We start from the raw sequence: 21926 nt of genomic DNA, 5'->3' as shown, positions 1-21926 counted from the left end.
TTCTCGGCGGCATAGACGCCGCCACCTCAACCACCTCGCGTGAGTTTTTGTCCGCACGGGATGGTATTCAACACATGCAACAACTAAATCGGAGGTTTGACCATGGCTACGTGGGAACTCAACTGTCAATCGATGCTGTCGTCTGCGGGCGACAAGGAGCTTGCTCCCTATCTTGCACGTCAAAAGGCGATGCGCGAGTTTTTTGAACGTGCGCTGTTTGTTCCCCAGGATCAGGACGGCGCTAAGGACCAGGACAACAACGGCCTGTACTTTTTGGGCGCCACGACGGGCTCGGGCAAAAACTACACGGCCGAGCAGGTCACGGCCGACCTGATTGCCGGCGGCTGGGATGAGTCGGGCTGTTTTAACAAGTGTCCCGGCCGCCGTACCTTGGTGTTTGTTGTTCCGGGTAAAGACAATCGCGACAACTATGTTGCAAGCGTGCGTGAATTGTTGGCTGGCCAGGGCATGAGTTGTGATGAAGCGGCACGCATGGTGTTCGATCTTCCGCGCGCGGGCGAGAACATTCTGAATTGGATTGAGGCCACCCGCGGCAAGGGTGCCGTGGGCGTGCGCGAAATCTCGTGTCCCATCGAAGCAGATGACGAGAGCTCTCATCGCGTCATTAAGCGAGCATGGCGTAACACTATGGAGGTTGCCGATAACCTTCTGCACATTCTTGATACAAAGAAAAGTCTGGGAAACGTTGTCGATTGTCTGACCCCCAGCCTGTGGGACAAGCTGTCGTTAGCCGATGCGAGCCTGCGTTGGGCAGTGAGTTGTGAACTCAAGAACATTACGCGAGGCATGGAGGTAATCCCTCAGATTTGGCCATCTGCGCTGCTCAACGACGAGAGCATGCCACATGTGATTGCCCTTACGCCCCAAAAGCTCGTCAACAGAATCGATACGGTGACCGGTCGGGGCGTTGTGCTCTTTAACGCGGCGGCTGCAGAGAAGTGCCTATTCATCTTTGACGAAATCGACCACATGAAGGCTGACATGCTGTCGACGCTGACGGACGACCCCGTGACGTTTCAGCCGGATGAGGCGCTGCGCATCCTTGATCGTCATTTTAACGGCGGCGTGGTGGACCCCTTGCTGTTGGGAAATCGAGATCAATGGATGGCGGTCTACACACACGCTTCTACGTCGGGCGATCACAAGGGGTCGAATGCCGAGAGGAACAGGGTTTCGCGAGCGAGCGTAGAGGAAGCTGCCGAAGGAATCGCCAAGGATGCCGAGAATATTCAAAAGGCACTCGCCTCCTGCATTAAGGAAATGAAACTGCGCCCGCCTTTTGCGCTGTCTGACGAGGCAAAAGACGAGCAGCTTGCCGGTCGTCGTCTGTTTGGCAGTGATGATGTCTCGGTGGGCGATAACTCGGTAAACCCGTTGTGCTACAAGCTCAATGAGGACGGTACCCGCAATATGATTACGGCTCATGGGGCGAATGGACAGCAAACCGTTAACAAGGCGGTTCGTCGTGCGCGCGGCGTCGTTAGGATGGTAGTAGGTCACCTTGCCATCTGCGCCAGCCTTATGGATAGCCTGTATTACGGCAGCATTTCGTACAAGGACGATCTTTCGCGCAAGAACATCATCGATGCGCTGGGCATTAGGAACGACCAAACCAGTGAGAAATGCTTTTGGAATGCGTTGATGATGGCGCTGTTCTTTAAGAACCGTAAGAACGACGATATTGATGCAGCCGATGACTCGATGTATGCGCGCGGCGTCGGCTACCTGGTGATGGAAACCACGCTCGACCACATATTTACCACGCACCTAACCAGCCATGGCATTGAGCGCATGCCCGAGGCGTACTTGGCCTCCATTGCTGCCAATGCGCCCTGCGTGTGCATGAGCGCAACTTGGAGCGCATCGACCGTAAAGAACTTTAACCTGGATTACCTCGATGAGGTTCACGGCGTGGTCCGCAAGGATACGTGGATTGGCGAGCTCAACCAAGAGATCGTGCGACAGACCAAGCTGTTTAACAAGCAGGCGGCAAAGACGTACGACGTTGACGTTGCTTGGGTTGACGAAGACAAGAATCTTGCCGGTATGGCTGCGTTGGCCGGCGGCGCCTTTGGTGGGGCCATCGTATCGCCCGACGAGACGTACGAGCGCGTGATGGAGTTCTTTGACCAGGTCGGCGTAAGTGAAGGGCTTGCGGTGCGTCTGCGTTTAAAGATCGCCGACAGGGTGGGCACAAGCGACGTCAAGAGCATCGAGTTTGAATTGAAGCGTCTAAGCAAGACACTCGTTGCCGTGAGCACCTGGGCACGTGGCGTTGCACGCAACGAGCATCAGGCAGGAGCCATCTTTACGACGCGCCACATGGGAAACCATGGCGACTTTAATAGCTTGGCGCTGGACCTTGCCCGAGAAATCGTTGCCGAGCTGGTGATTCGGAACGTTAAGTGCCCCGAGGCGTCGTACGAGGAGTCGCTCAAGGAGGCCAAGGGTATGGTGCCGTGCTTTAACGCTGCAGAATGGGATATCGGTTGGGGTGACGCTCAAAACCGTCTCGAGATGGGCCGGCCAACCCTTATGCTCATCAATTTGTCGGCCGGTGGCTTTTCCAAGAATCTTAAATACAAGGTACCGGAAAGTTTGTGTCGCACGGTACGACAGGTTGATTGCGGCTTCGAGGATGCCGACCGCCGTCCCAAGATGGACCTGGACTTTCTGTACATTGAGTCGCCTACGAGCCGTCTGACGTCGGAAGTCGAGATTAGCTCGGCGACGTTTGTTCAGCAGGCGTTGACAGGTGTGGTTGAACAGGAAGAGCTGGTGGCGCGCGGAGAGGTCCCGTTTACCGAAAAGCGTCATAACGTACGGCTGCTGCTGTCTGGCACCAAACGGAATCTGCCGGTTCGCAATACCCTCTCTTATCAGGTCGAAGGTGCTCGCATTGTGGCGCAGGCCGTGGGCCGCCTGATGCGCACGAGCGTAAAGATGCCGCACGTGCAGGTAATGCTCGACCGCAAAATCGCCGGCGATTGCGACTTTTCGTTCCTGCACGATTTGCCGATGGGCTACGAGCTGGAGCAGGTTGTTGGCGCCTGTGCGGCTGTCAACAATCACATGGCGGACAAGAAGCAGCACGCTGCTAACAAACAGCAGAACCTTGCTGCCTTTAGGAACAACCTGGCGAAAGAGAAGCACGAAAAGCTGGCATGGAAGGTTACCTCCCTCGATGCGCGCGAGGAAGATCTGGCCGCCTTCGATGGCGAGCGCGACTTTTATCTGCATCATTTTTGCCTGCCGTGGGAGGACCTCGCAAGCTATCCTGCGCGCAAAAGCACCGCACTGCACATGCCGTTTGCCGCGAGTGGCTATGCGTATGCGCAGGGCGGAGCGTGTAAGGTGCCGCATTTTGAGTTTCCCAGCTATGAGGGTGAACCTGTCGAGCAGATTGCTGCCCGCCTGGAGGAGCGCTGCCGCTATAACGAGGGCTTAAAGGGCGCGAAGGTTCGCCAGGTAAGCCAGATGGCTGCTCGTGTGTCCGAGCTGCTCTCAATTCGCGAGGTGCGCGAGCGCTGGTCGCGCGACGGGGTGCCTACGACGTTGCAGCCGGCGGCGACGGTGCACATGACGCCCTATATGTTCCAAGCGGTATACCTTGGAGAGCTGGGCGAGTCTGCCGGCAGGGCCATCTTTGAGGCGTATTACGACGGGTGTTATTCGCTTACTCGTGGTGATGCGGCCCATGCCGAGACAGGCGGCGATTTTGAGGTGCTCGATGCCGCCGGCAACAAGACCGGGGTGTGGATCGACTTTAAGCACTATCGTATCGGCGCCTATGAGGCCTACAGGCGCAACGGCGGCGATGCCACGGATGCCGAGCGCTTTAAGGCCAAGGCCCAAAAAGTTGGGGCGAAGCGCCTGTTGATCGTCAATGTTTTGGCCGATGAAGCGGCGCTGGAGCTCCGCCAAAAGACAATCGATGACGAGGGGATGGTCTACTCCTTCCCCTATATGGCAGCTGATGGAGCAATCAGTCTGGAGATGATGGAGGCGATCGGCCGTGCAATCGAAGCATAACCAGCCGTGTGGCCTGGGAGACATCGCTGTGTCCGAGCTTGTGTTGCAGCTCGATGCCGCGGCTGCCGAGAAGCGCTACTCGGTCTTTTGGTGCAACGTTGGCGATGCAGGCAAGCATGCCGTGGCGGACTTTATGGCCGATGTGTGCCAGACGGGCAAGGTCGTGGCGCTCACCCAGCTCGAGGACAACCGCGTCTTTCTGATGGTCAAGGCGGGCGCGCAGACGGGCGACCTTAACGCCCCGCTCGCCCATGAGCAAATGGTTCCGATTAAAACTCATTGGGACGAGCTGGAAGATTGCGTCGTGTTGCGCCTGCTATTCAACTCTTGCTCGCAGTTTGAGGGGGTCGAGGACGAGATTCCCAATGACACGGGACACCTGTATGTCATTAGTGCCAAGGGCGACCGCCGCGACGCCATTGAGGAAGCAGGAACGGGCCCTGCCAAGATTGAGACGGTCGAGACTGTTATCAACGAGGACTGCACCTTTGAACTTAAGATCCGAACGTTTGCCAAGCGGCGGGTGCTCATCGGTCGTGCGGCAGGCGACAAGCTGGAACTCGAGAAGATCAACAGCCAGGTGGGTTACAGGCTGTCGCCTGTGGCTACGGTGGTGCTGGCTCACGGACAAAGCGATGAGTATATCCTGCGCCGTGCCAAGGGCGATAAGCCGTCCAAACGCCGTGACCTTACGTTTTCTGCCCAGGCGGAGAAGGTCGCCTATACCAAGAAGGGAATCCTGTACCGAGAGCTGCAGATTCTTGAGCGTCGGTACAGCGATTTTGCCCAGATATCGCTCAGGGAGTATCCGCGCAAGAGCTTCTACGAGGTTCTGAAAAGCGACCGATACGCCCATGTGGTTGCGGAGCGTTCGTTGGGGCGGCGGGTTGTGGTTTCGTTCGCGGGTGACGGGCTTGATAGGGTAGCGCGCCAGTTGGCCGATCGGCTCAACGATTCCTCGTGGGGCGTGCGCGCGTCGTATGGCGGCAGGGCTGTTGATCCGCTGGCGTGGAATATCGTTGTGGTAGCCAACGAGGTCGCCGAGGACGATGGCTATGCTCTGCACGCTGGCGTGGTGGAGCAGCATGTGACGCCGGATGTGTGCGAGCCGCTGGTTAAGGCGATGCCGAATACAAAGGTACGGGGCGCACAGGAGGGAATCCTGGGAGCCATGCTCAAAGAGCTGCTGGTAAAGCAGAACGTCGTCGACGGACGGATGCAGGCGTTTGACCTTGGCTCTTTTGGCGTTGAGTCGGTGACGGTCTGCGGCGTGGTCAATGTTCCGCGTAAAGAGGAAGACAAGATTGAGCTGGATGCGCGCCTTGCAACGCTAACGATTGGTGCTGACGGGGCCATGGACTACACCTCGCATTCCATCGAGGATGGTCCCGTGGACGAGATAGAGCTTGAGCTGTTGACGGCCGACGGCAAGCTCGACAAGGATGCCTATATCTTTGACGTGCGGGCAGGTGGACAGTCTATGCTCGCGCGCGTGCGCGATACGGGCTTGACGACCTTCTCTAACAACTTTGCGACCTTGGTGCGCGATTACCAGCTTACGGGCAAAGCGGGCCGTAAGAAGGAGTTTTTCGAAAGCTACAACTCGCCCTATTACGGCATTGGAACGTTTGAACGTGCAGGGATGACCTGCTACTTTGTGGGCGTCAACAACGGCACCAAGGAGGACCTGGCGACGGCGATTCATGTGCGCTCGATTGAGGTGCTCGAAGGCGACGATCTGTCCGAGCTGCTGGTTCAGCTGGTCAATGTGGGGCTTTCGCGCCACGGAGCTCCCTCCAGGTGGCCGATTCCGGTGAAGTATCTCAACGAATGTGCCGCGCGTGAGGGCGCGGCGGGGGAGCCTGGTATTTGCTCGTGAGGAAACAGAGGAAACAGATTAGCTATAAGCGCTAGAAAAATAAAAATGTTCTTGCAACATGCAAGCAGAGCGCATATACTACAGTCATAGCGTATGAGATGGGGTCTCTAAAAGAGGCCAAGCACAGCAATTTGAGTTTATGTGGACGGGATTTGAGCATGAGCACCAGCAATTTCTCCTTTAACAACGGCAATATCGATTTCATTAATCTCGAGACCATTTATGGCCGTACTGACCGTTCTCGCACAGAGAACTGGCCTGTATGCCTAGGTGAAGAGGCGCCAAGTGGCGAAGATCTCGAGTATTTGGATGAGATTGAGCGCGAGCGGAACTATGAGTTTGGCTTTTGCGAATGCCAGGTTCGCCGCGATTCAAATCGCTCAATTTAATTACCCCGTTATCACCTCTTTTTAATGGGGCAAGTTGGATCGACTATCTGTGTCAAACAACGGCTCACCGTGGGAAGGAATCGACAATGAGCAAGAATATGAACAAGGACATGGACGGCAAGGCTTTGGGTAAGGCCAAGGCGGCTGGACGCGTGGTGACGGTTGCTGCGGCGACGATTGCCATGACGGGCGGCTCGATGCTGTCGCCCCTGGTCGCGGTGGCACAGGATGCGGATGGCGTTGGCGCCACGGGTGCAACGGCTGCGGTGATGTCGCCGCTGACGAGTACTGCGGCCGCCGGTACTGGCGCGGGTGCCGTGTCTGCAGCGCAAAAGGTCGCCGACCTGCAGGCTGCAGTTGATGCGGCGCGCGCTAAAGCTGCTACCGCCAAGGCCGATCTGGAAGCGGCTGCCGCTCCCTACGATGCTGCCGCCGTCAACCAGCAGCAGGCGCGGGGCGCCTATGACGCGGCCCGCGGTGCGAGCGATAGCGCGGCCTCCGCTGCTTCGGCCGAGCTGGAAAAGCAGCTGGGCGCTGCGCAGGACAAGGCCGATCAGGATGTCAAGGCGTTTGAGGACGCTCAGGCTGCGCTCGATGCTGCCAAGAAGGAGCTGGCGGACAAGGATGAAGCCCTGACTGCTGCCCAGAGGGCATCCCGTGATGCCCAGTCTGCGCTTGAGGCCGCACAGGCTGCTGCATCCGATGCTACGCCCGAGGCTGTAGCTGCCGCCCAGGCTGCCGCAGGGCAGGCTGCGAGTGACCTGGAACAGGCGAAGCAGCAGGTCGTTGATGCGCAGGCCAAGCTCTCGGATGCTCAAGACGCTGCCACTGCCGCCGCTGCCAAGCAGCAGGACGCGCAGGGCAAGCTTTCGGCAGCTCAGCAGGCAAAGGCCGCGGCAGATGCGGACGTGGATGCCGCGCAGACGAGCTATGACGCGGCCAAGGCCGATCTGGATCGAGCCGAGCAGGGCGCCGCGGGCCCGGAGTACGAGGCCGCCAAGGCAAAGGTGGCTGCTGCGTCCGAAGCGCTGACGGCCGCCAAGGCCGCGCAGTCGAAGTGCGAGAGCGAGCTTGCTGCCGCTGAGCAGGACGTTGCCGCCGCCGAGGGCGAGGTTCAGACTGCTCAGCAGGCAGTTGCCGATCAGCAGCAGGCCGCTGCCGATGCCCAGTCAAAGCTGGATGCCGCCGCTGCTGCCAAGACCGCTGCCGACGCCGCTCTTGACCAGGCCAAGACCGATCATGCCAGTGCGCTCACGGAGCTGGCCGATGCCCAGGCCAAGCTTTCGGCGGCCAAGGACGAGAAAGACGCTGCCGACAAGGCGCTCGATCAGGCGAAGGCCCAAAAGCAGCAGGCCGACCAGGCTGTGGCTCAGGCCCAGGCAAAGCTCGATGCCGCTCAGGCAACGGCGAATGCATCGGCGGAGAACTACCGCCAGGGTGCCATCGCATTCTTTAAGAGTGTGGGTGCCGACGATGCGGCGGATATCATCCTCAACTGCAAACTCGCTGGCTACAACAAGGTGGGCGAGGAAGTCGACGCGACGAGCCTGACCAATATGAAGCAGGCGGTTGTGTGGCTCAAAGCGTGCAACGAGTATCGCGCAAGCGTTGGCCTAGGCGAGCTCAAGGTGACATATGCCATGATGGCGACCGCCATCGCCGACGCGAACTTCTCCGATACGAAGGTCGCGCACGCTCAGCAGTTTAACGTGGGCGAGAATGTGGCGTGGAACTACGGAAGCAATCCGTTTAAGCAGTGGGTCGATCAGGAGAAGGCCATCTTTGATGCTGCCGCCGCCTCGCTGGGCGCGTCGGGCCTTACGGGAAAGGCCGCTTACGATTTCTATACAGCGCATAGCTCCCAGATTGATAACTACGCCGCACTGCACGGTGGACCTAACCCTTCGGTCGGACATTACATCAACGTGATCAACCCCGATTACACCGTGACGGGCATGGGCGTTTGCACGCGAGGGACGCTGTACGGGAGTACACAGGCGCAAACATTTGTATATTCTGGTCAATGGTATAAGCCGTATAACCTCAATCCGATGACGGTTGCAGAGTATGAGGCTGCGTTGAATGCGTGGTGTGACTCGTTGGCAAATCCCGAGCAGGGCGTGGATGCGGCACGCAAGGAGCTTGCTGTGGCGCAGGGCGTTGCCGACGATGCCGGCAGCAAGGTGAGTGCAGCATCGCAGGCCGTTGCAGCAAAGCAAACCCAGGTTGAGCGCGCTGCCGCTAACGTTGATGTCGCGGCAACCAAGGCCTCGGAGGCCCAGGCTGCCGTGGCGCAAAAGCAGGCTGCAGCTGACGCCGCCGCGCGTGCCGTCAGCGATGCCCGCGCCGATTTGAGCGCTGCCAACGCCGCTGTTGCGGCAGCGCAGGACGCCGTGGCCGCCAAGTCTGGCGAGCTCGACATTGCCAAGGGCAAGGTGGCTGCTGCCAAGCGCGCACTGGACGCCGCTCGTGCCGGTGTTGGCGACAAACGGGATGCACTTGCCGCGGCCCAGGATGAGCTAGCGGCGTACTCAGCCGATATCGCCGCTGCTCAGCGTGCGTTTGATGCGGCGTCGTCTGCACTCGAAAGCGCGCGTGCCAATCAGCGCGAGGCGGAGGCCGAACTTCTTGCCACCCAAGGCGATGCCGATCAGGCAGGCATCGATGCTGCTGCCACTCAGGTGGAGCTCGATATGGCGCAGCGGGCTGCAAGCGATGCCGACGCCGTCGTGGCAACGGCTCAGGCAAAATCTGATGCAGCTGCCGCCCGCGCCTCTCAGCTTAAGAATGCCGCCGCAGCACTTGCCAAGGCCACTGGGGACAAAGCGACTGCCGATGCCGCGCTCGATGCAGCGGCGATGGCCGTGAGCGATGCCGAGTATGACGTGGTGGAGGCTGACGATGCCGTGGTGGATGCGACTGTCGCGCGCGACGCCTCTGCCGCCGCGGTTGCCCGCCTGCGCAGAATCAATATTGCCGAAGCCATTGTCAACGGCAGCACTGACGATGCGGACGAGGTACTTAACGCCAAGATCGCTGCGGCCCACGATGCCGCCGAGCGTGCCGCGACCGCCAAGGCCGAACTCGATGACGCCGTGGCTGCGACGGATGCCGTGGCGCCGGCATACTTGGAGGCGCTCGCCAACTACACCGCCGCCAAGGTCGAGCTCGACCAGGCTATTGCCGAGCTTAACGCCGAGATCGCTCGCCAAGAGGCCGCCGACCGCGGAAACGGCGAGCAGACCCAGCCCGTCACGCAAGTGACGTACCAGGCCAAGCATGCGGAGGCAAAGACCGAGGCCACGACTTGGCAGACGGCGATGCCCGCCACGGGCGATGCGTCCGAGCTGCTGGGTGAGACCTTCGTGATCGGCGGCACGGTCCTGGTGGCCGCCGGCGTATTCCTGTCCGATAAGCGCCGCCAGCTGATCCGTTAGGGACAGGGAAGCGCGCTGTTTTTGGCGCGCACCGCAGGGGCATGGGCTCTGCGGCGCGCGCCGCCTTTTTCTTCAAGATTGATTAAGGAGGGATATATGCAAATAAGAGGAGAGGCCGCGATCGCCTGCGGATTCATGGCGGGTCTGGCAACGGGGTTGCTGTTCGATGGATGTTTCGACAGCTATATCAATCGATTCTGCGATTTTGGTTTTTCGAGAGGCAAGCCTTGGAAAACAGCGCCAGCTCGTCAAGAGGTGGCTGCGCCCATCGAGCCCCGCAGTGTGGATACCTCAAAAATCAAGGTAATCGTCACTAAGAACGGCAAGATTTACCACCGTTCTACGGGGTGCAAAAGCCTTCCTCAAAACGCCATTAAAACAAGCGTACCATTAGCGGCTGCACTCAAGCGAGGCAAGACGCCCTGCCCAACATGCTGCCCGCCAACAGTGTGCTCGATCTAGTTTTTTGGGTGTTTGATCCGTTTGGATGGAAGAACGAAGGGTAAGCCCTAAGGGATACAGATGCCGGCCCGGCCTGCAATTTCTTCCATTGATTTGTCCAGAGTCGCACAGCACGGAGGTGTTGTTTGATGTCTATTTTCGTTACCGGAGACGTTCACGGTGTTGCCGAGTATGGGGCGAGTCGCTTCTCGTCGCGCGTTTGGCCATTGGGTCGAACGCTGACGCGCGATGACGTTGTCATCGTTGCCGGCGACTTTGGCTTTATATGGAGCGGCTCGAACACCGACAAATACTGGCTCGACTGGTTTGAGTCCAAGCCCTGGACCACGTGTTTTGTCGACGGCAATCACGAGAACCATCATCTGCTGGCGGGGCTGCCAATGCGTGAGTGGAACGGGGGCCTCGTTCACGAGGTTCGCCCGCACGTGCTGCACCTGATGCGCGGCGAGGTGTTCGACATCACGGGGACCACGGTGCTCGCCATGGGTGGCGCCGCGAGCCATGACAAACAGTGGCGTCAGGAGGGAAAGACGTGGTGGCCCGAGGAGATGCCGAGTGAGCGCGAGATCAAACACTGTCGCGCCTCGCTCGATCGCGCGGGCTGGAAGGTCGACTATGTTGTGACGCACGAGGCGCCGGTCGATTTGGCTGACGAGCTGTGCATGGAGTGCAATCGCGAGTTCTACGACGATTCGCTGCAGGCCTTTTTGGGCGAGCTCGACGGGCGGCTCGACTACCGCACCTGGTTCTTTGGCCATTACCATGACGATGAATGGCGCGATGACAAGCATCGCCTTATCTACCAAGATATCGTGCCGATCGAAGCGCGATGTGCCGATGGGCAGGATGAGACGGCGAGTGACTATTTTGAGCAAGAGCGTTAGGAGGTCCCCATGATCTGGTTTACCAGCGATACCCACTTTGGGCACGAGAACATGCTGCGGCTCGCCGACAGGCCTTGGTCGACTGTTGGGCAGATGAACGACGCCATGGTCGCTAGCATTAATAGCAAGGTCGCTGCGGATGACGAGCTTTACATTTTGGGTGACTTCAGCTTTAAGATGACGGTCCAAGATGCCTACGAGCTGCGCAAAAGCATTGCATGCAAGCGCATCCATCTGCTGCCCGGCAACCACGATAAAGACTGGACGCAGCCTGCGGTGGCGGATGCTTTTATCGTCGAGCCGCCCATTTGCGTGCTCAAGATCGACCGTCAGAAAATCGTGCTGAGCCACTATCCCATGGTCGACTGGCAGGGTATGTCGCACGGCGGCTGGCATTTGCACGGGCATATCCACAGCTGTGGCGACGCGTATAACAAGTTCAACCTTCGGCAGGGGCTGCTGCGCTACGACGTGGGCGTGGACGCCAACGGCTACGCCCCGGTGAGCCTGGAGGAGCTCAAGTCGTGGTTTGCACAGGTAGACGAGCCGGTGTGTTGCGTTAAGTGGCCGTGGTGGGTCAACGCCACGGGCGACGAGCAGGTCGAGCGCGATCTCGAAACCTATAAGAGGGAAGTGGTGATCCGATGACGGTCTATGTGACGGGCGACGTCCATGGCGGCGCTGACATGCAAAAGCTGCGCGACTGGGAGCTTGGGGATAGCCTGACGAGTGACGACTATCTGATTGTCGCGGGCGACTTTGGCTTTCCCTGGGATTTTTCTGCCGAGGAGTGCGCCGATATCGCCTGGCTGGAGTCGCGCCCCTATACCGTGCTGTTCGTCGACGGCAACCACGAACGCTACGACCATTGGGCGGAGCGCCCCATGGAGCTGTGGCATGGTGGGTTGACGCAGCGTCTGTCGGACACCTCGCCCATACGGCGCCTGACGCGCGGCGAGGTTTTTGAGCTCGACGGCTCAACGGTCTTTACCATGGGCGGCGCCACGAGCGTGGACAAGGAATACCGCATTCCGTATTCCAGCTGGTGGCCGCAGGAGCTGCCGGACGAGCGCAACTTTGAGGAGGCACGGACAAAGCTCGACGGCGTGGGCTGGAAGGTCGACTACGTGATCACCCACACCTGCTCCACGCGCATGCTTTCGCCCACGCTCTATCCGGGGCCCGGCTGGAATTGCCCTGCCGTTGATCGGCTTACGGCATTTTTCGATGAGCTGGAAGACCGCTTGGACTACAGGCGCTGGTACTACGGGCATTTTCATCGAGATGCCAACCCGGCCGAGCGTCATACCGTGCTCTACGACTGCATCGTTCGCTTGGGCGACGAACTCCAGCCCTGGGATGTTGCGTAGGGGTGGGGTGCCTGATTACTCAGCCGTTACGGTGATGTTCTCCCTGTGCTTGCGGATAACATCCCAGCTAAAGTGCTCGACCAGCCGCTCGGCAGAGCGCGGCGTGGTGTCCGGCGCGATGCCCGTTTGCCCGGCGAGCCAGCCCAGCAGCGCTTCGGGCGTGCCAAAGCGGGCGCGGAGTTCGCCCAGGTCCAGATCGCGGTCTCGTTTGGAAAGGCGGCGGCCGTCCGGCGACATGAGCAGCGGAATGTGCGCGTAGCGCGGCGTGGGCAGTCCCAGCAGATGCTGCAGGTAGATCTGGCGGGGCGTGGAGCACAGCAGGTCGCATCCGCGCACGACCTCGGTGACGCCCATGGCGGCGTCGTCGACCACTACGGCCAGCTGATAGGCAAACACGCCGTCGCTGCGGCGCACCAAAAAGTCGCCGCACTCGGTGGCGAGCGCCTCGCACTGGGCCCCGTACGTGCGGTCCACGAATTCGATCACGTCTTCCGCGAGGTCATCTACGGTGGGCACGCGCAGGCGCGTGGCCGGGGCGCGCAAGGTACTGCGGCGGGCGACCTCCTCGGCCGAAAGGTTTCGGCAGGCACCGCGGTAGATGGGCGTGCCGTCGCTGGCGTGCGGCGCGCTCGCGGCGTGGAGCTCGGCGCGCGTGCAAAAGCAGGGATAGGTGAGGCCGGCGTCTTGCAGCCGGCGCAAGGCGGCTTCGTACAGGTCGAGGCGATCGTGCTGGTAGTAGGGGCCTTCGTCCCATTCGAGCCCCAGCCAGGCCAGGTCGTCAATCAGTTGAGCGGCAAGCTCCGGTCGCTTGCAGCGATCGTCCAGGTCCTCGATGCGCAGCACGATGCGGCCGCCTTGGCTGCGGGCCGAAAGCCACGCGCACAGGCAGCTGAATACGTTGCCCAGGTGCATGCGGCCCGAGGGCGACGGGGCAAAGCGGCCCACGACGGGCGTGGGAGCGGAGACGAACGGCGTCGCTGGTGCGTCCGCGGCGGACGTTGATATGTTGCGTGCTTTGATATCCATGCGGATGAGTATAGCGCGGGGCGCGGTAGGGAAGGCGCTGCTGTGGCTCGCAAGTTGGCGACGCTGCGCATTGTGCGCGGTGGGTCTGCGACTCAATGCCTTGACCGCTGCACACCGACTCGGCCTTATACACGACAGAAACCCCGGCAGCTCTTCGCAACTGCCGGGGTTTCCGCGGAAAAGGGGGACATGATCCTCGAGCGAACGGGAAAGGGGCAACCGTTTTCGCTCAACTGCTTTATGCCCTTCGCCCGCAGGCTCAATCAGCGTATTTAGCGGCAACACAAAGCCGCTACACCTGTGACGGAGCTGTGAAGTGGTATCTGCTGCTGGCGCGGGCCCTGCCAAGGAGTGTCCCCGACTGCCGGCAGATAAGGAACGTCCCTAAGTGCCGGGCCAGGGGAGGTGACTTTTGTCCTGTCTGACGCTCCGGTTGCCGAGATATTCGTCCCGTGCGCCCGCAAACGTGGGACAATGGCGATGTTGGTTTTACAGACAAAGGATGTGCCTATGAACGCCCCCGTTGCCAATGCCTGCCGGCAGCGCCGCTTGTTTGCGCGATTCGTTTCCGTCTGCGCGTTTGTCGCGCTTGCGTTGCTGCTGCTGCCTGTCGCCGCCCACGCCGACGGCTACTCCATGACCCAAACCTATATCGGTGCCACGGTCGAGGCCGATGGGTCGCTGACCGTTGTCGAGGGACGCCAGTTTGATTTCGACGACGATATCAACGGCGTGTATTGGGATATCAATACGGGCACCAACCAGCAGGGCGGCACGGCGGGCGTCGATGTACTGAGCGTTGAGGAAGACGATGCCGCGTTTAGCAGGGTCGACTATGCAAACAAAGGCGACAGCGGCGTCTATACGGTTGAGCAGTCCGACGACGGCGTAAAGATTAAGGTGTTCAGCCCTCACGAGAGCGGCGACAGCGCAATCTACTACGTGAGTTATTCCATGACCGGTGCGGTTATGAACTGGGCCGATACCGCCGAGCTCTACTGGAAATTTGTGGGTGACGGCTGGTCTGCGGACTCCGATGACGTCGAGATGGAAGTCTACTTTGCAAATGCCGCTGCCGGGACGGCTGCCGTCAAGGGCGATAACTTCCGCGCATGGGGCCACGGCCCACTGACGGGCGACGTGTCGCTCGATGCGGACGAGCCCATGGTCACCTATACCATTCCCTGCGTGCATGAGGGCGAATTCGCCGAGGCACGCATCGCCTTCCCCAGCGACTGGGTGCCGCAGCTTGCCGTCTCGGGCGAAAAGCGCATGTCGACGATCCTGAGCGAAGAGAAGGAATGGGCCGACGAGGCCAACGCTCGCCGTGAGCACGCGCGTGCGGTTGCCGGCGCGATTGCCGTGGTGTGTGTTGCCGTGGCGGTTGCCTATACCGGTGTGATCGTGATGCTTAAGCTGCGCAGGCCCAAGCCCAAGCCGCTCTTTCAGGACGAGTACTTCCGCGATGTGCCCTCGGCCGACCATCCCGCGGTGCTTTCGGCCCTCATGAGCTGGAACGACGTGCCCGATCAGGCATATATCGCCACGCTTATGAAGCTCACCGACGACCGCGTGATCAAGCTGGAAGAAGCGACCGAGACCAAGAAGAAGGGTCTGCTCCGTCGCGAAAAAGAGGAGCAGACGTATCGCATCACAGTGACCGACGAGGCCTGGAAGGCTGCCAAGAAGGACGGCATCGATCGCGATGTGCTCAAGGTCTTCTTCGCCGGCGTTAAGCCCGATAAAGACGGCGTCCGTTCACGCACGTTTAGCGAGCTGGAGGAGTATGCCAGCGAGCGTACTGAATCTGTTGGCAACAAGCTCGAGGACTATCAAAGCACGGTTAAGGGCAAGCTGGAGACGCGCGAGCTTATCGCCTCGGACGGCACCATCGCCCTGGTTGCCGGCTTGGTTCTCGGCATCATCATCGTCTTTGGCATTCTGGGCTCTCTGATCTATACCGACTTTGCGGACGCCAACGTCGGTGCCGCTATGATCTCGATCCCCGTCACGATCGTGGGCTTTGTCCTGAGCTGCACCTTCCGCCGCTACACGCCGGAGGGCGCCGAGGTGGCGGCTCGCTGCAAGGCGCTCAAGCATTGGCTCGAGGACTTTACGCGTCTGAAGGAGGCCGTCCCCAGCGACCTGATCTTGTGGAACAAACTGCTGGTGATGGGCGTTGCCCTGGGCGTTTCGAAAGAAGTGCTGCGACAGCTGGCCGAGGCCGTGCCTGCGGACCTGCGCAACAGCGACGATTTCTACGACAACTACCCCTGCTACTGGTGGTATTACCATCACTACGGCAACGAGTCCCCGCTCGATTCGTTCAACGATGTGTACCACGAGACCATCCACGAGCTGGCTTCGAGTTCCGATAGTTCGAGCGGCGGCAGCGGCGGCGGCTTTTCCGGTGGCGGCGGTGGCGGCGTCGGCGGAGGCGGCGGCGGAACGTTCTAGCGAGCGCTTGCTTTGGGGTGGATCTTTCTGGGCGGTTGCCAGGGAAGATTCATCCCATTTTTGTGCATCGAAACGGGTCAAACTTTCCGCTGAGGACCTTCGCACAAGGGGCAGTGGACAAAAAATACCAAATATGAGTACTGTTGCTGCGTTGGTCACATATGTTTGCACATAATAATGGGCTCCTAATGAGAGTACTCCTCGTTAGGAGCCCATTTTATTGAACATTTGGGGAGTTACGTCAGCTCGTGCAGCTGGTCGTCATGCCTATAAGCATCAAAAATGCCCCGAATCGCTGCTACTAAAAAGGTAACAGTACTCATATTTGATGTATTTTGACCACGGCTATCTACAAACCCCCTAGGCCACTCATTGGGGACAGACTTAAATGACTAGTTGTTGGGGATCAGTCATTGGGGACGTTCTTAAATGACTAGGTGTGGCTGCTTGGGCTAGGCTGTTAGGTCGAGTTCGTAGAGAAAGCTTTCGCGCGGCATGTCGTGACGACGCTCTTCGCGGTTGGCGCGGTGCGTGGCCGTGCGCTTAAAGCCGTGCAACTCGTAGAACTTCCACGAGCAGTTGGAGTCGGTGTACAGGTGCGCCCTTGTCGCCCCGCGCGAGGACAGGTACGAGACCGCGGCATCGAGCAACACTGAGCCTACACCCAGGCCGTGGACATCGGGATCGACGGCGAGCAGCGTGACTTCGTTGTCGTGCGGCAACGGGCTGCTCTCGAGCAGGCGGTTGTTGGTTCGGATGGTTGCACGCACAAACGAGAGATACTCGGCGCAGGCATCAGGCTCCAGCTCACGCATCTGCGATAGCAGCGCGCGTTCGGTATCCATCCAATGTTCCTTAACGGTGGCGCCGGAGCTCTGTCCCGCACGCGCGAGCGAAATGCCACGCGCCTGACCGTCGATTACGGCAACCTGCGAAAACGTCGATGACGAAAGGCAATAGGCGAGGTCGCACGCGGCCTCAAGGCGGTTGTACTCATCGTTATCCGAATTGTTATGCCAAAGCTGCTGCAGAATCAGCGCGATGGCGTCGAAGTCTTCGGTATCAAACGGTCGGTAGAGAACCCGCGAGACCATGGTGCCTCTTTCTTTTGCGGATGCATATCGAGCACAGTTCTACCACGCTATTGGCATCTAATTATGGTGCCCCTGTGTTTCATGAACTCACCGTGCCCATCCCCTCCGCTCGCAAACTTTTTCTGCACATGCGCTCGTTGCGGGGTGCATCGATGCGCTCGATGCGCTACATTGAATCAGTATTTTCAATGCCGCTGCGCGAGCGCTGCAGATCGACGTATCACCGACTCACAGAGCACGGCGGCGTACCAGACAGGAGGACTGCATGGGATCTGATGTGAAGATCGCACGCGCGTTGATCTCGGTTACCGATAAAACGGGTGTCGTCGATTTCGCACGGACGCTGGTCGATGACTTTGGCGTCGAGATCATCTCTACGGGCGGCACGGCTCGTGCCATCGAGGACGCGGGCGTTCCCGTAACCCCCATCGAGGAGTTCACGGGCTATCCCGAGATGATGGACGGCCGCGTTAAGACCCTGCACCCCAAGGTTCACGGCGCGCTGCTGGCCCGCCGCGATTCCGAGCAGCACATGCAGGAGGCCGCTCAGCACGGCATTAAGCTGATCGACTTGGTCGTCGTCAACCTGTACGAGTTCGAGAAGACCGTCGCCAACCCCGAGGTCACCTTTGCGGACGCCATCGAGCACATCGACATTGGCGGTCCCTCCATGCTGCGCTCCGCCGCTAAGAACGCTGCGAGCGTTACCGTCATCTCTGACCCGGCCGACTACGACGCTGTCCTTGCCGAGATGCGCGAGACCGGCGGCTGCACCACGCTTGCCACCCGTCGTCGCCTGCAGGTGAAGGTCTACCAGACTACCGCCGCCTACGATACGGCTATCTCCCGTTGGCTTGCCGCCCAGGCAAGCGACGTGGCGGACACCTCTGCCAAGCTCGAGATTTCGCTGGAAAAGGTCGACGACCTGCGCTATGGCGAGAACCCACAGCAGAAGGCCACGGTCTATCGTTTTGCCGAGGGCTGCGAGAACACCGCGAGCTCGCAGTTCCCGCTCGTGGGCTCCGAGCAGATCCAGGGCAAGCCGCTCAGCTACAACAACTATCTGGATGCCGACGCCGCTTGGAACCTGGTCCGCGAGTTCGACGAGCCGGCCTGCGTGATCCTCAAGCATCAGAACCCCTGCGGTTCCGCCGTTGCCGAGGACATCACGGCCGCCTACGACCGCGCTTTCGCCTGCGATCCCAAGAGCGCCTTCGGCGGCATCATCGCCTGCAACCGCGAGGTTCCCTTTGAGCTGGTTGAGCACTTCGCCGACCAGAACAAGCAGTTCGTCGAGGTCATCATCGCCCCGAGCTACACCGATGAGGCGCTCGAGCGCATGGCCAAGCGCCCCAACCTGCGCGTGCTGGCTACCGGCGGCGTGGACCACGGTGCCCAAGTGGAGCTGCGCTCCATCGACGGCGGCATGCTGGTGCAGGAGGTCGACCACGTGACCGAGGATCCCGCGACCTTTACGTTCCCCACCGACCGCAAGCCCACCGACGCCGAGATGGCCGAGCTCGAGTTTGCCTGGAAGGTCTGTAAGGGCGTCAAGTCCAATGCCATCCTGGTCTCCAAGGGCAAGGCCGGCATTGGCATGGGCCCCGGTCAGCCCAACCGCGTGGATTCCGCGTTGCTGGCCTGCGAGCGTGCTGAGGACTTCTGCGAGCGCGAGGGCGTGGAGAAGGGCGGCTTTGCCTGTGCAAGCGACGCGTTCTTCCCGTTCCGCGACAACGTCGACGTGCTTGCCGCGCACGGCGTGACCTGCATCATTCAGCCCGGCGGCTCCAAGCGCGACGACGAGAGCATCCAGGCCTGCAACGAGCATGGTATTGCGATGGTCTTCACCGGAGCCAGGCATTTTAGGCACTAGAGGCTTTCCCAAGCACCCGACCTTGCCCCTCAAACCGTCGCTTGCGTACATTTAGTACGCGGCGCTCCTCTTTCGGGGCAATCTCGGGCACTTGGAAAACCCCTTTATGGGATGTTGCTCTATCCCATAAAACTGACCGGTCGCCTGACCATATCGTCAAAATAATCTCTGCAAAAGACGGTCGCTCCGTTTGGAGGGCCGTCTTTTTGGTATAAGAGGACGGAATGACTAACACGAAAGGTATGACCATGCCCCAGATTGATGATGCAGAGCTGTTTGGCAATGCCGAGGACCAGCGTGCGTACGAGGACTTTTGCGCCAATCAGGAGGCGGTCGAGAAGTTTACGCTCGACAAGCCCGCGCTTATCTGCCGTTGGCGCATGTCCAACAAAAAGGTGCCCATGCTCAACCGTCACATTCGCGCGCTGTCCGAGCGCTTGGTGCAGGGCGAGCCGCTTACCCATAACATGCTCAGCTGGGCCAAGCAGCACGTTGAGTGGTCGCTTGCCGAGGGCGATTACACCGCGCACGACGGCGTGCTCATGCTGGTGATCGACGTTAACGGCAATGCCGCCATGACGGTGGGTGAGTACGAGCCGCTGGCCGATACTTCGGCCAAGGCGCTGCGTGCCCGCTCCGCCGAGGCCCGCTCCGAGGCCGACGAAACCGGCGTGGCGCCCGAGCTGCTCGCTGCCGTCAACAACGGCGAGCTGGCCTTTGTGGCGCCGGCGGACGAGTGCCTGTGTGGCACGGCGACGCTCATAGAGCAGCTGGCCCAGACCAAGGGCATCCCGGTCACGCGCGTAGACATTCCCGCACAGCTCAAGGGCGCCTTGTTCCTGGTAAGCGACGAGCACGGCGTGGTGCCTGCCACCGACGCCGACGCCGCCGAGTCTGATGCCGCGACGGTCGCCTTCTTTGCCGACGGCTACGAAAAGCTTCGCGCCCGCCGCTAAATGATTATTCTGGGACGGGGATTAAAGAATCATTTTGGTTCCCGCCACCGCTGCGAGTGCGAGGCGGACAAAACGCCCCCGCTCGCGAACAGTTCTGTCACCTTGGCGACGTGCGTGGCGCGCACCTGCAGTTTCGCAGCCATAATGGTGGCAAGACAACCAAGAGGGGAGCGGAATCCATGGCGCTAATCTATATCGTTGAGGACGACGAGCCCATTCGTCGTGAGCTTGTCGACATCCTTGCCCGTGCCGGTTTTGAGGTCGAGGCCTGCGAATCGTTCGAGCATGTCTCGCGCGATATTCTCGCCGCCGCGCCCGACCTGGTGCTGCTCGACCTCACGCTTCCCGTCAAGGACGGCCAGCATATCTGCCACGAGGTTCGCCGCGAATCCGAGGTCCCCATCATCGTCCTCACCTCGCGCACGACCGAGATCGACGAGGTCATGGCCATGACACTCGGCGCGGACGATTTTATCTCCAAGCCCTACAGCGCACGCGTGCTCGTGGCGCGCATCAACGCGCTGCTGCGCCGCACCACGGCGGCAGGCGAGCGCAGCACCATGGTCCACAAGGGGTTGGAGCTCGACCTTGCCCGCTCAACGGTCACCAATACGGCAACCGGCGACAGTACCGAGCTCACCAAAAACGAACTGCGCATCCTCTCACTGCTCCTGGGCCGCGCGGGCAAAATCGTCTCGCGCTCGGCCATCATGCAAGACCTATGGGACTCCGATGCCTTCGTGGACGACAACACGCTCACCGTCAACATCAACCGCCTGCGTACCACGCTCGAAAAAATCGGCATCAAGGGGTATTTGACGACGCATCGCGGCCAAGGCTATTCGGTCTAGGGGCCGGCTATGTCGTTTGGCAAGTTCTTTAAAGATGCACTGCTTCCCGTCGCCGTGTGGACGTGCGGCGTGCTGCTGAGCTGCTTTGTGCTGACGGTCGCCGGCGCACCCGTTTCTATCGTGGTCGTGGCGGTTGGCGTGTCCTTTATCTTCGGTATGCTCGGCATCGTGATCGAGTACGCTCGCCGTCGCCGTTTTCTGCGTCAGTTGGAGCGCGCGGCAGAGGAGCTCGAGAGTCCCGCATGGGTGCAGGAGATGGTGCAATGCCCAACCTATGCCGAGGGCGAGCTCGAGTACGAGGTCCTGTGCCGGGTGGGCAAAGCCGCCTGCGACGAGGTTGCCGAGGGCCGGCGTCAGACCGAAGACTATCGCGACTATATCGAGAGCTGGGTCCACGAGGCCAAGCTGCCCCTGGCGGCGGCTCACCTGATTCTGGAAAACCTCGACGGCGGCGCAGATGACCCAACACGTGTCGATGACCTGGGTCGCGAGTTGGCTCGCGTGGAACGCTATATCGACCAGGCGCTGTACTACGCGCGCTCGGAAGTCGTGGAGCGCGACTACCTGATTCGCCGCTGGGACCTTAAGACCTTGGTGACGGGTGCGATTAAGGCCAACGCGCGCGAGCTCATTGCGGCGCACGTGGCTCCGGTGTGCGAGAACCTCGACTTCGAGGTCTTTACCGACGAAAAATGGCTCGAGTTTATCCTGGGCCAGCTCATTCAGAACAGCATTAAATATGCGCGCGAGGACGGCGCGAAGATCGTGTTTTCGGGCGCGTTACTGGACGAGGGCCTGGCGAGCGAGCGCATCGAGCTCACCGTTGCGGACAACGGCTGCGGCGTGTGTGCGGCAGACCTGCCACGCGTGTTCGAGAAGGGCTTTACCGGCGACAACGGCCGCACCACCAAGCGCGCAACGGGCATCGGCCTCTACCTGGTGGCGCGCCTATGCTCCAAGATGGGCATCGACGTCACGGCGGCATCCGACTCCGGCGAAGGCTTTGTCGTAACGTTCGCCTTCTCGACGAACAAGTTCCAATACTTTGAGTAGCCGGGCCGTCTTGCGCTGCGGACGGCTATGTTCCCGAACGTGAACTTAGCTAAGGCAACTGGCGTTATGTTCCCGAACGTGAACATAACTATGAGGCTCAAATGGATCTCCCAAAACAAAAACGTGCAGCCCAAACAAAACG

Annotated in this window: 15 protein-coding genes; 13 read left to right on the top strand and 2 right to left on the bottom strand. The window is 60.2% G+C overall.

Features of this window, described 5'->3' with window-relative positions:
* Window positions 1-102: 102 nt before the first annotated feature.
* The 8 genes from DWW73_RS05885 to DWW73_RS05860 all read left to right on the top strand — a co-directional run bounded on the left by DWW73_RS05885 (window position 103) and on the right by DWW73_RS05860 (window position 12474).
* A complete protein-coding gene (locus DWW73_RS05885) occupies window positions 103-4053 on the top strand; it encodes a hypothetical protein (RefSeq protein WP_117779000.1) in 3951 nt (1316 codons plus the stop codon).
* Window positions 4037-5932, top strand: coding sequence for a hypothetical protein (locus DWW73_RS05880; protein ID WP_117778999.1), 1896 nt, complete (start codon window positions 4037-4039; stop codon window positions 5930-5932). The genes DWW73_RS05885 and DWW73_RS05880 overlap by 17 nt, the downstream gene beginning before the upstream one ends.
* A gap of 158 nt (window positions 5933-6090) precedes the next feature.
* A complete protein-coding gene (locus DWW73_RS10150) occupies window positions 6091-6321 on the top strand; it encodes a hypothetical protein (protein ID WP_117797533.1) in 231 nt (76 codons plus the stop codon).
* Between the two features lie 86 nt (window positions 6322-6407).
* Window positions 6408-9758 (top strand): CAP domain-containing protein, encoded by a 3351-nt coding sequence (locus DWW73_RS05875; RefSeq protein WP_158551204.1) that lies wholly within the window; start codon window positions 6408-6410, stop codon window positions 9756-9758.
* A 96-nt stretch (window positions 9759-9854) separates the two neighbouring features.
* Window positions 9855-10220: a hypothetical protein gene (locus tag DWW73_RS10065; protein ID WP_117799814.1), complete on the top strand. Its 366-nt coding sequence runs from the start codon at window positions 9855-9857 to the stop codon at window positions 10218-10220.
* Window positions 10221-10348: 128 nt separating this feature from the next.
* Window positions 10349-11104: a metallophosphoesterase gene (locus DWW73_RS05870; protein WP_089572443.1), complete on the top strand. Its 756-nt coding sequence runs from the start codon at window positions 10349-10351 to the stop codon at window positions 11102-11104.
* Window positions 11105-11113: 9 nt separating this feature from the next.
* On the top strand, window positions 11114-11752 hold the full coding sequence (locus DWW73_RS05865) for a metallophosphoesterase (protein ID WP_117637087.1): 639 nt from the start codon (window positions 11114-11116) through the stop codon (window positions 11750-11752).
* Window positions 11749-12474 (top strand): metallophosphoesterase family protein, encoded by a 726-nt coding sequence (locus DWW73_RS05860; RefSeq protein ID WP_117778998.1) that lies wholly within the window; start codon window positions 11749-11751, stop codon window positions 12472-12474. The genes DWW73_RS05865 and DWW73_RS05860 overlap by 4 nt, the downstream gene beginning before the upstream one ends.
* Before the next feature lie 15 nt (window positions 12475-12489).
* Here the strand turns inward: DWW73_RS05860 and gluQRS are convergent, their stop codons facing one another.
* Entirely contained in the window at window positions 12490-13386 is an 897-nt protein-coding gene (gene gluQRS / locus DWW73_RS05855) for a tRNA glutamyl-Q(34) synthetase GluQRS (RefSeq protein WP_233509139.1), read from the bottom strand.
* Between the two features lie 624 nt (window positions 13387-14010).
* Here gluQRS and DWW73_RS10145 point away from each other — a divergent pair.
* Entirely contained in the window at window positions 14011-15957 is a 1947-nt protein-coding gene (locus DWW73_RS10145) for a DUF2207 domain-containing protein (RefSeq protein ID WP_158563793.1), read from the top strand.
* Between the two features lie 452 nt (window positions 15958-16409).
* Here the strand turns inward: DWW73_RS10145 and DWW73_RS05845 are convergent, their stop codons facing one another.
* Window positions 16410-17051, bottom strand: a complete 642-nt coding sequence (locus tag DWW73_RS05845) for a GNAT family N-acetyltransferase (protein WP_117640393.1) — start codon at window positions 17049-17051, stop codon at window positions 16410-16412.
* Window positions 17052-17316: 265 nt separating this feature from the next.
* Between DWW73_RS05845 and purH the strand changes: the two genes are divergently transcribed.
* The 4 genes from purH to DWW73_RS05825 all read left to right on the top strand — a co-directional run bounded on the left by purH (window position 17317) and on the right by DWW73_RS05825 (window position 21784).
* Window positions 17317-18924: a bifunctional phosphoribosylaminoimidazolecarboxamide formyltransferase/IMP cyclohydrolase gene (gene purH / locus DWW73_RS05840; RefSeq protein WP_117778997.1), complete on the top strand. Its 1608-nt coding sequence runs from the start codon at window positions 17317-17319 to the stop codon at window positions 18922-18924.
* Between the two features lie 224 nt (window positions 18925-19148).
* On the top strand, window positions 19149-19880 hold the full coding sequence (locus DWW73_RS05835; protein WP_117759752.1) for a hypothetical protein: 732 nt from the start codon (window positions 19149-19151) through the stop codon (window positions 19878-19880).
* Between the two features lie 179 nt (window positions 19881-20059).
* Complete coding sequence (locus tag DWW73_RS05830) at window positions 20060-20731, top strand: response regulator transcription factor (RefSeq protein ID WP_117778996.1); 672 nt, start codon at window positions 20060-20062, stop codon at window positions 20729-20731.
* Window positions 20732-20740: 9 nt separating this feature from the next.
* On the top strand, window positions 20741-21784 hold the full coding sequence (locus tag DWW73_RS05825) for a sensor histidine kinase (RefSeq protein ID WP_117564916.1): 1044 nt from the start codon (window positions 20741-20743) through the stop codon (window positions 21782-21784).
* Window positions 21785-21926 lie beyond the last annotated feature (142 nt).

Origin of the sequence: Collinsella sp. AF16-8 (assembly GCF_003462695.1) — a bacterium.
Taxonomy (GTDB): domain Bacteria; phylum Actinomycetota; class Coriobacteriia; order Coriobacteriales; family Coriobacteriaceae; genus Collinsella.
This window is presented reverse-complemented; position numbering and strand designations above follow the sequence as displayed.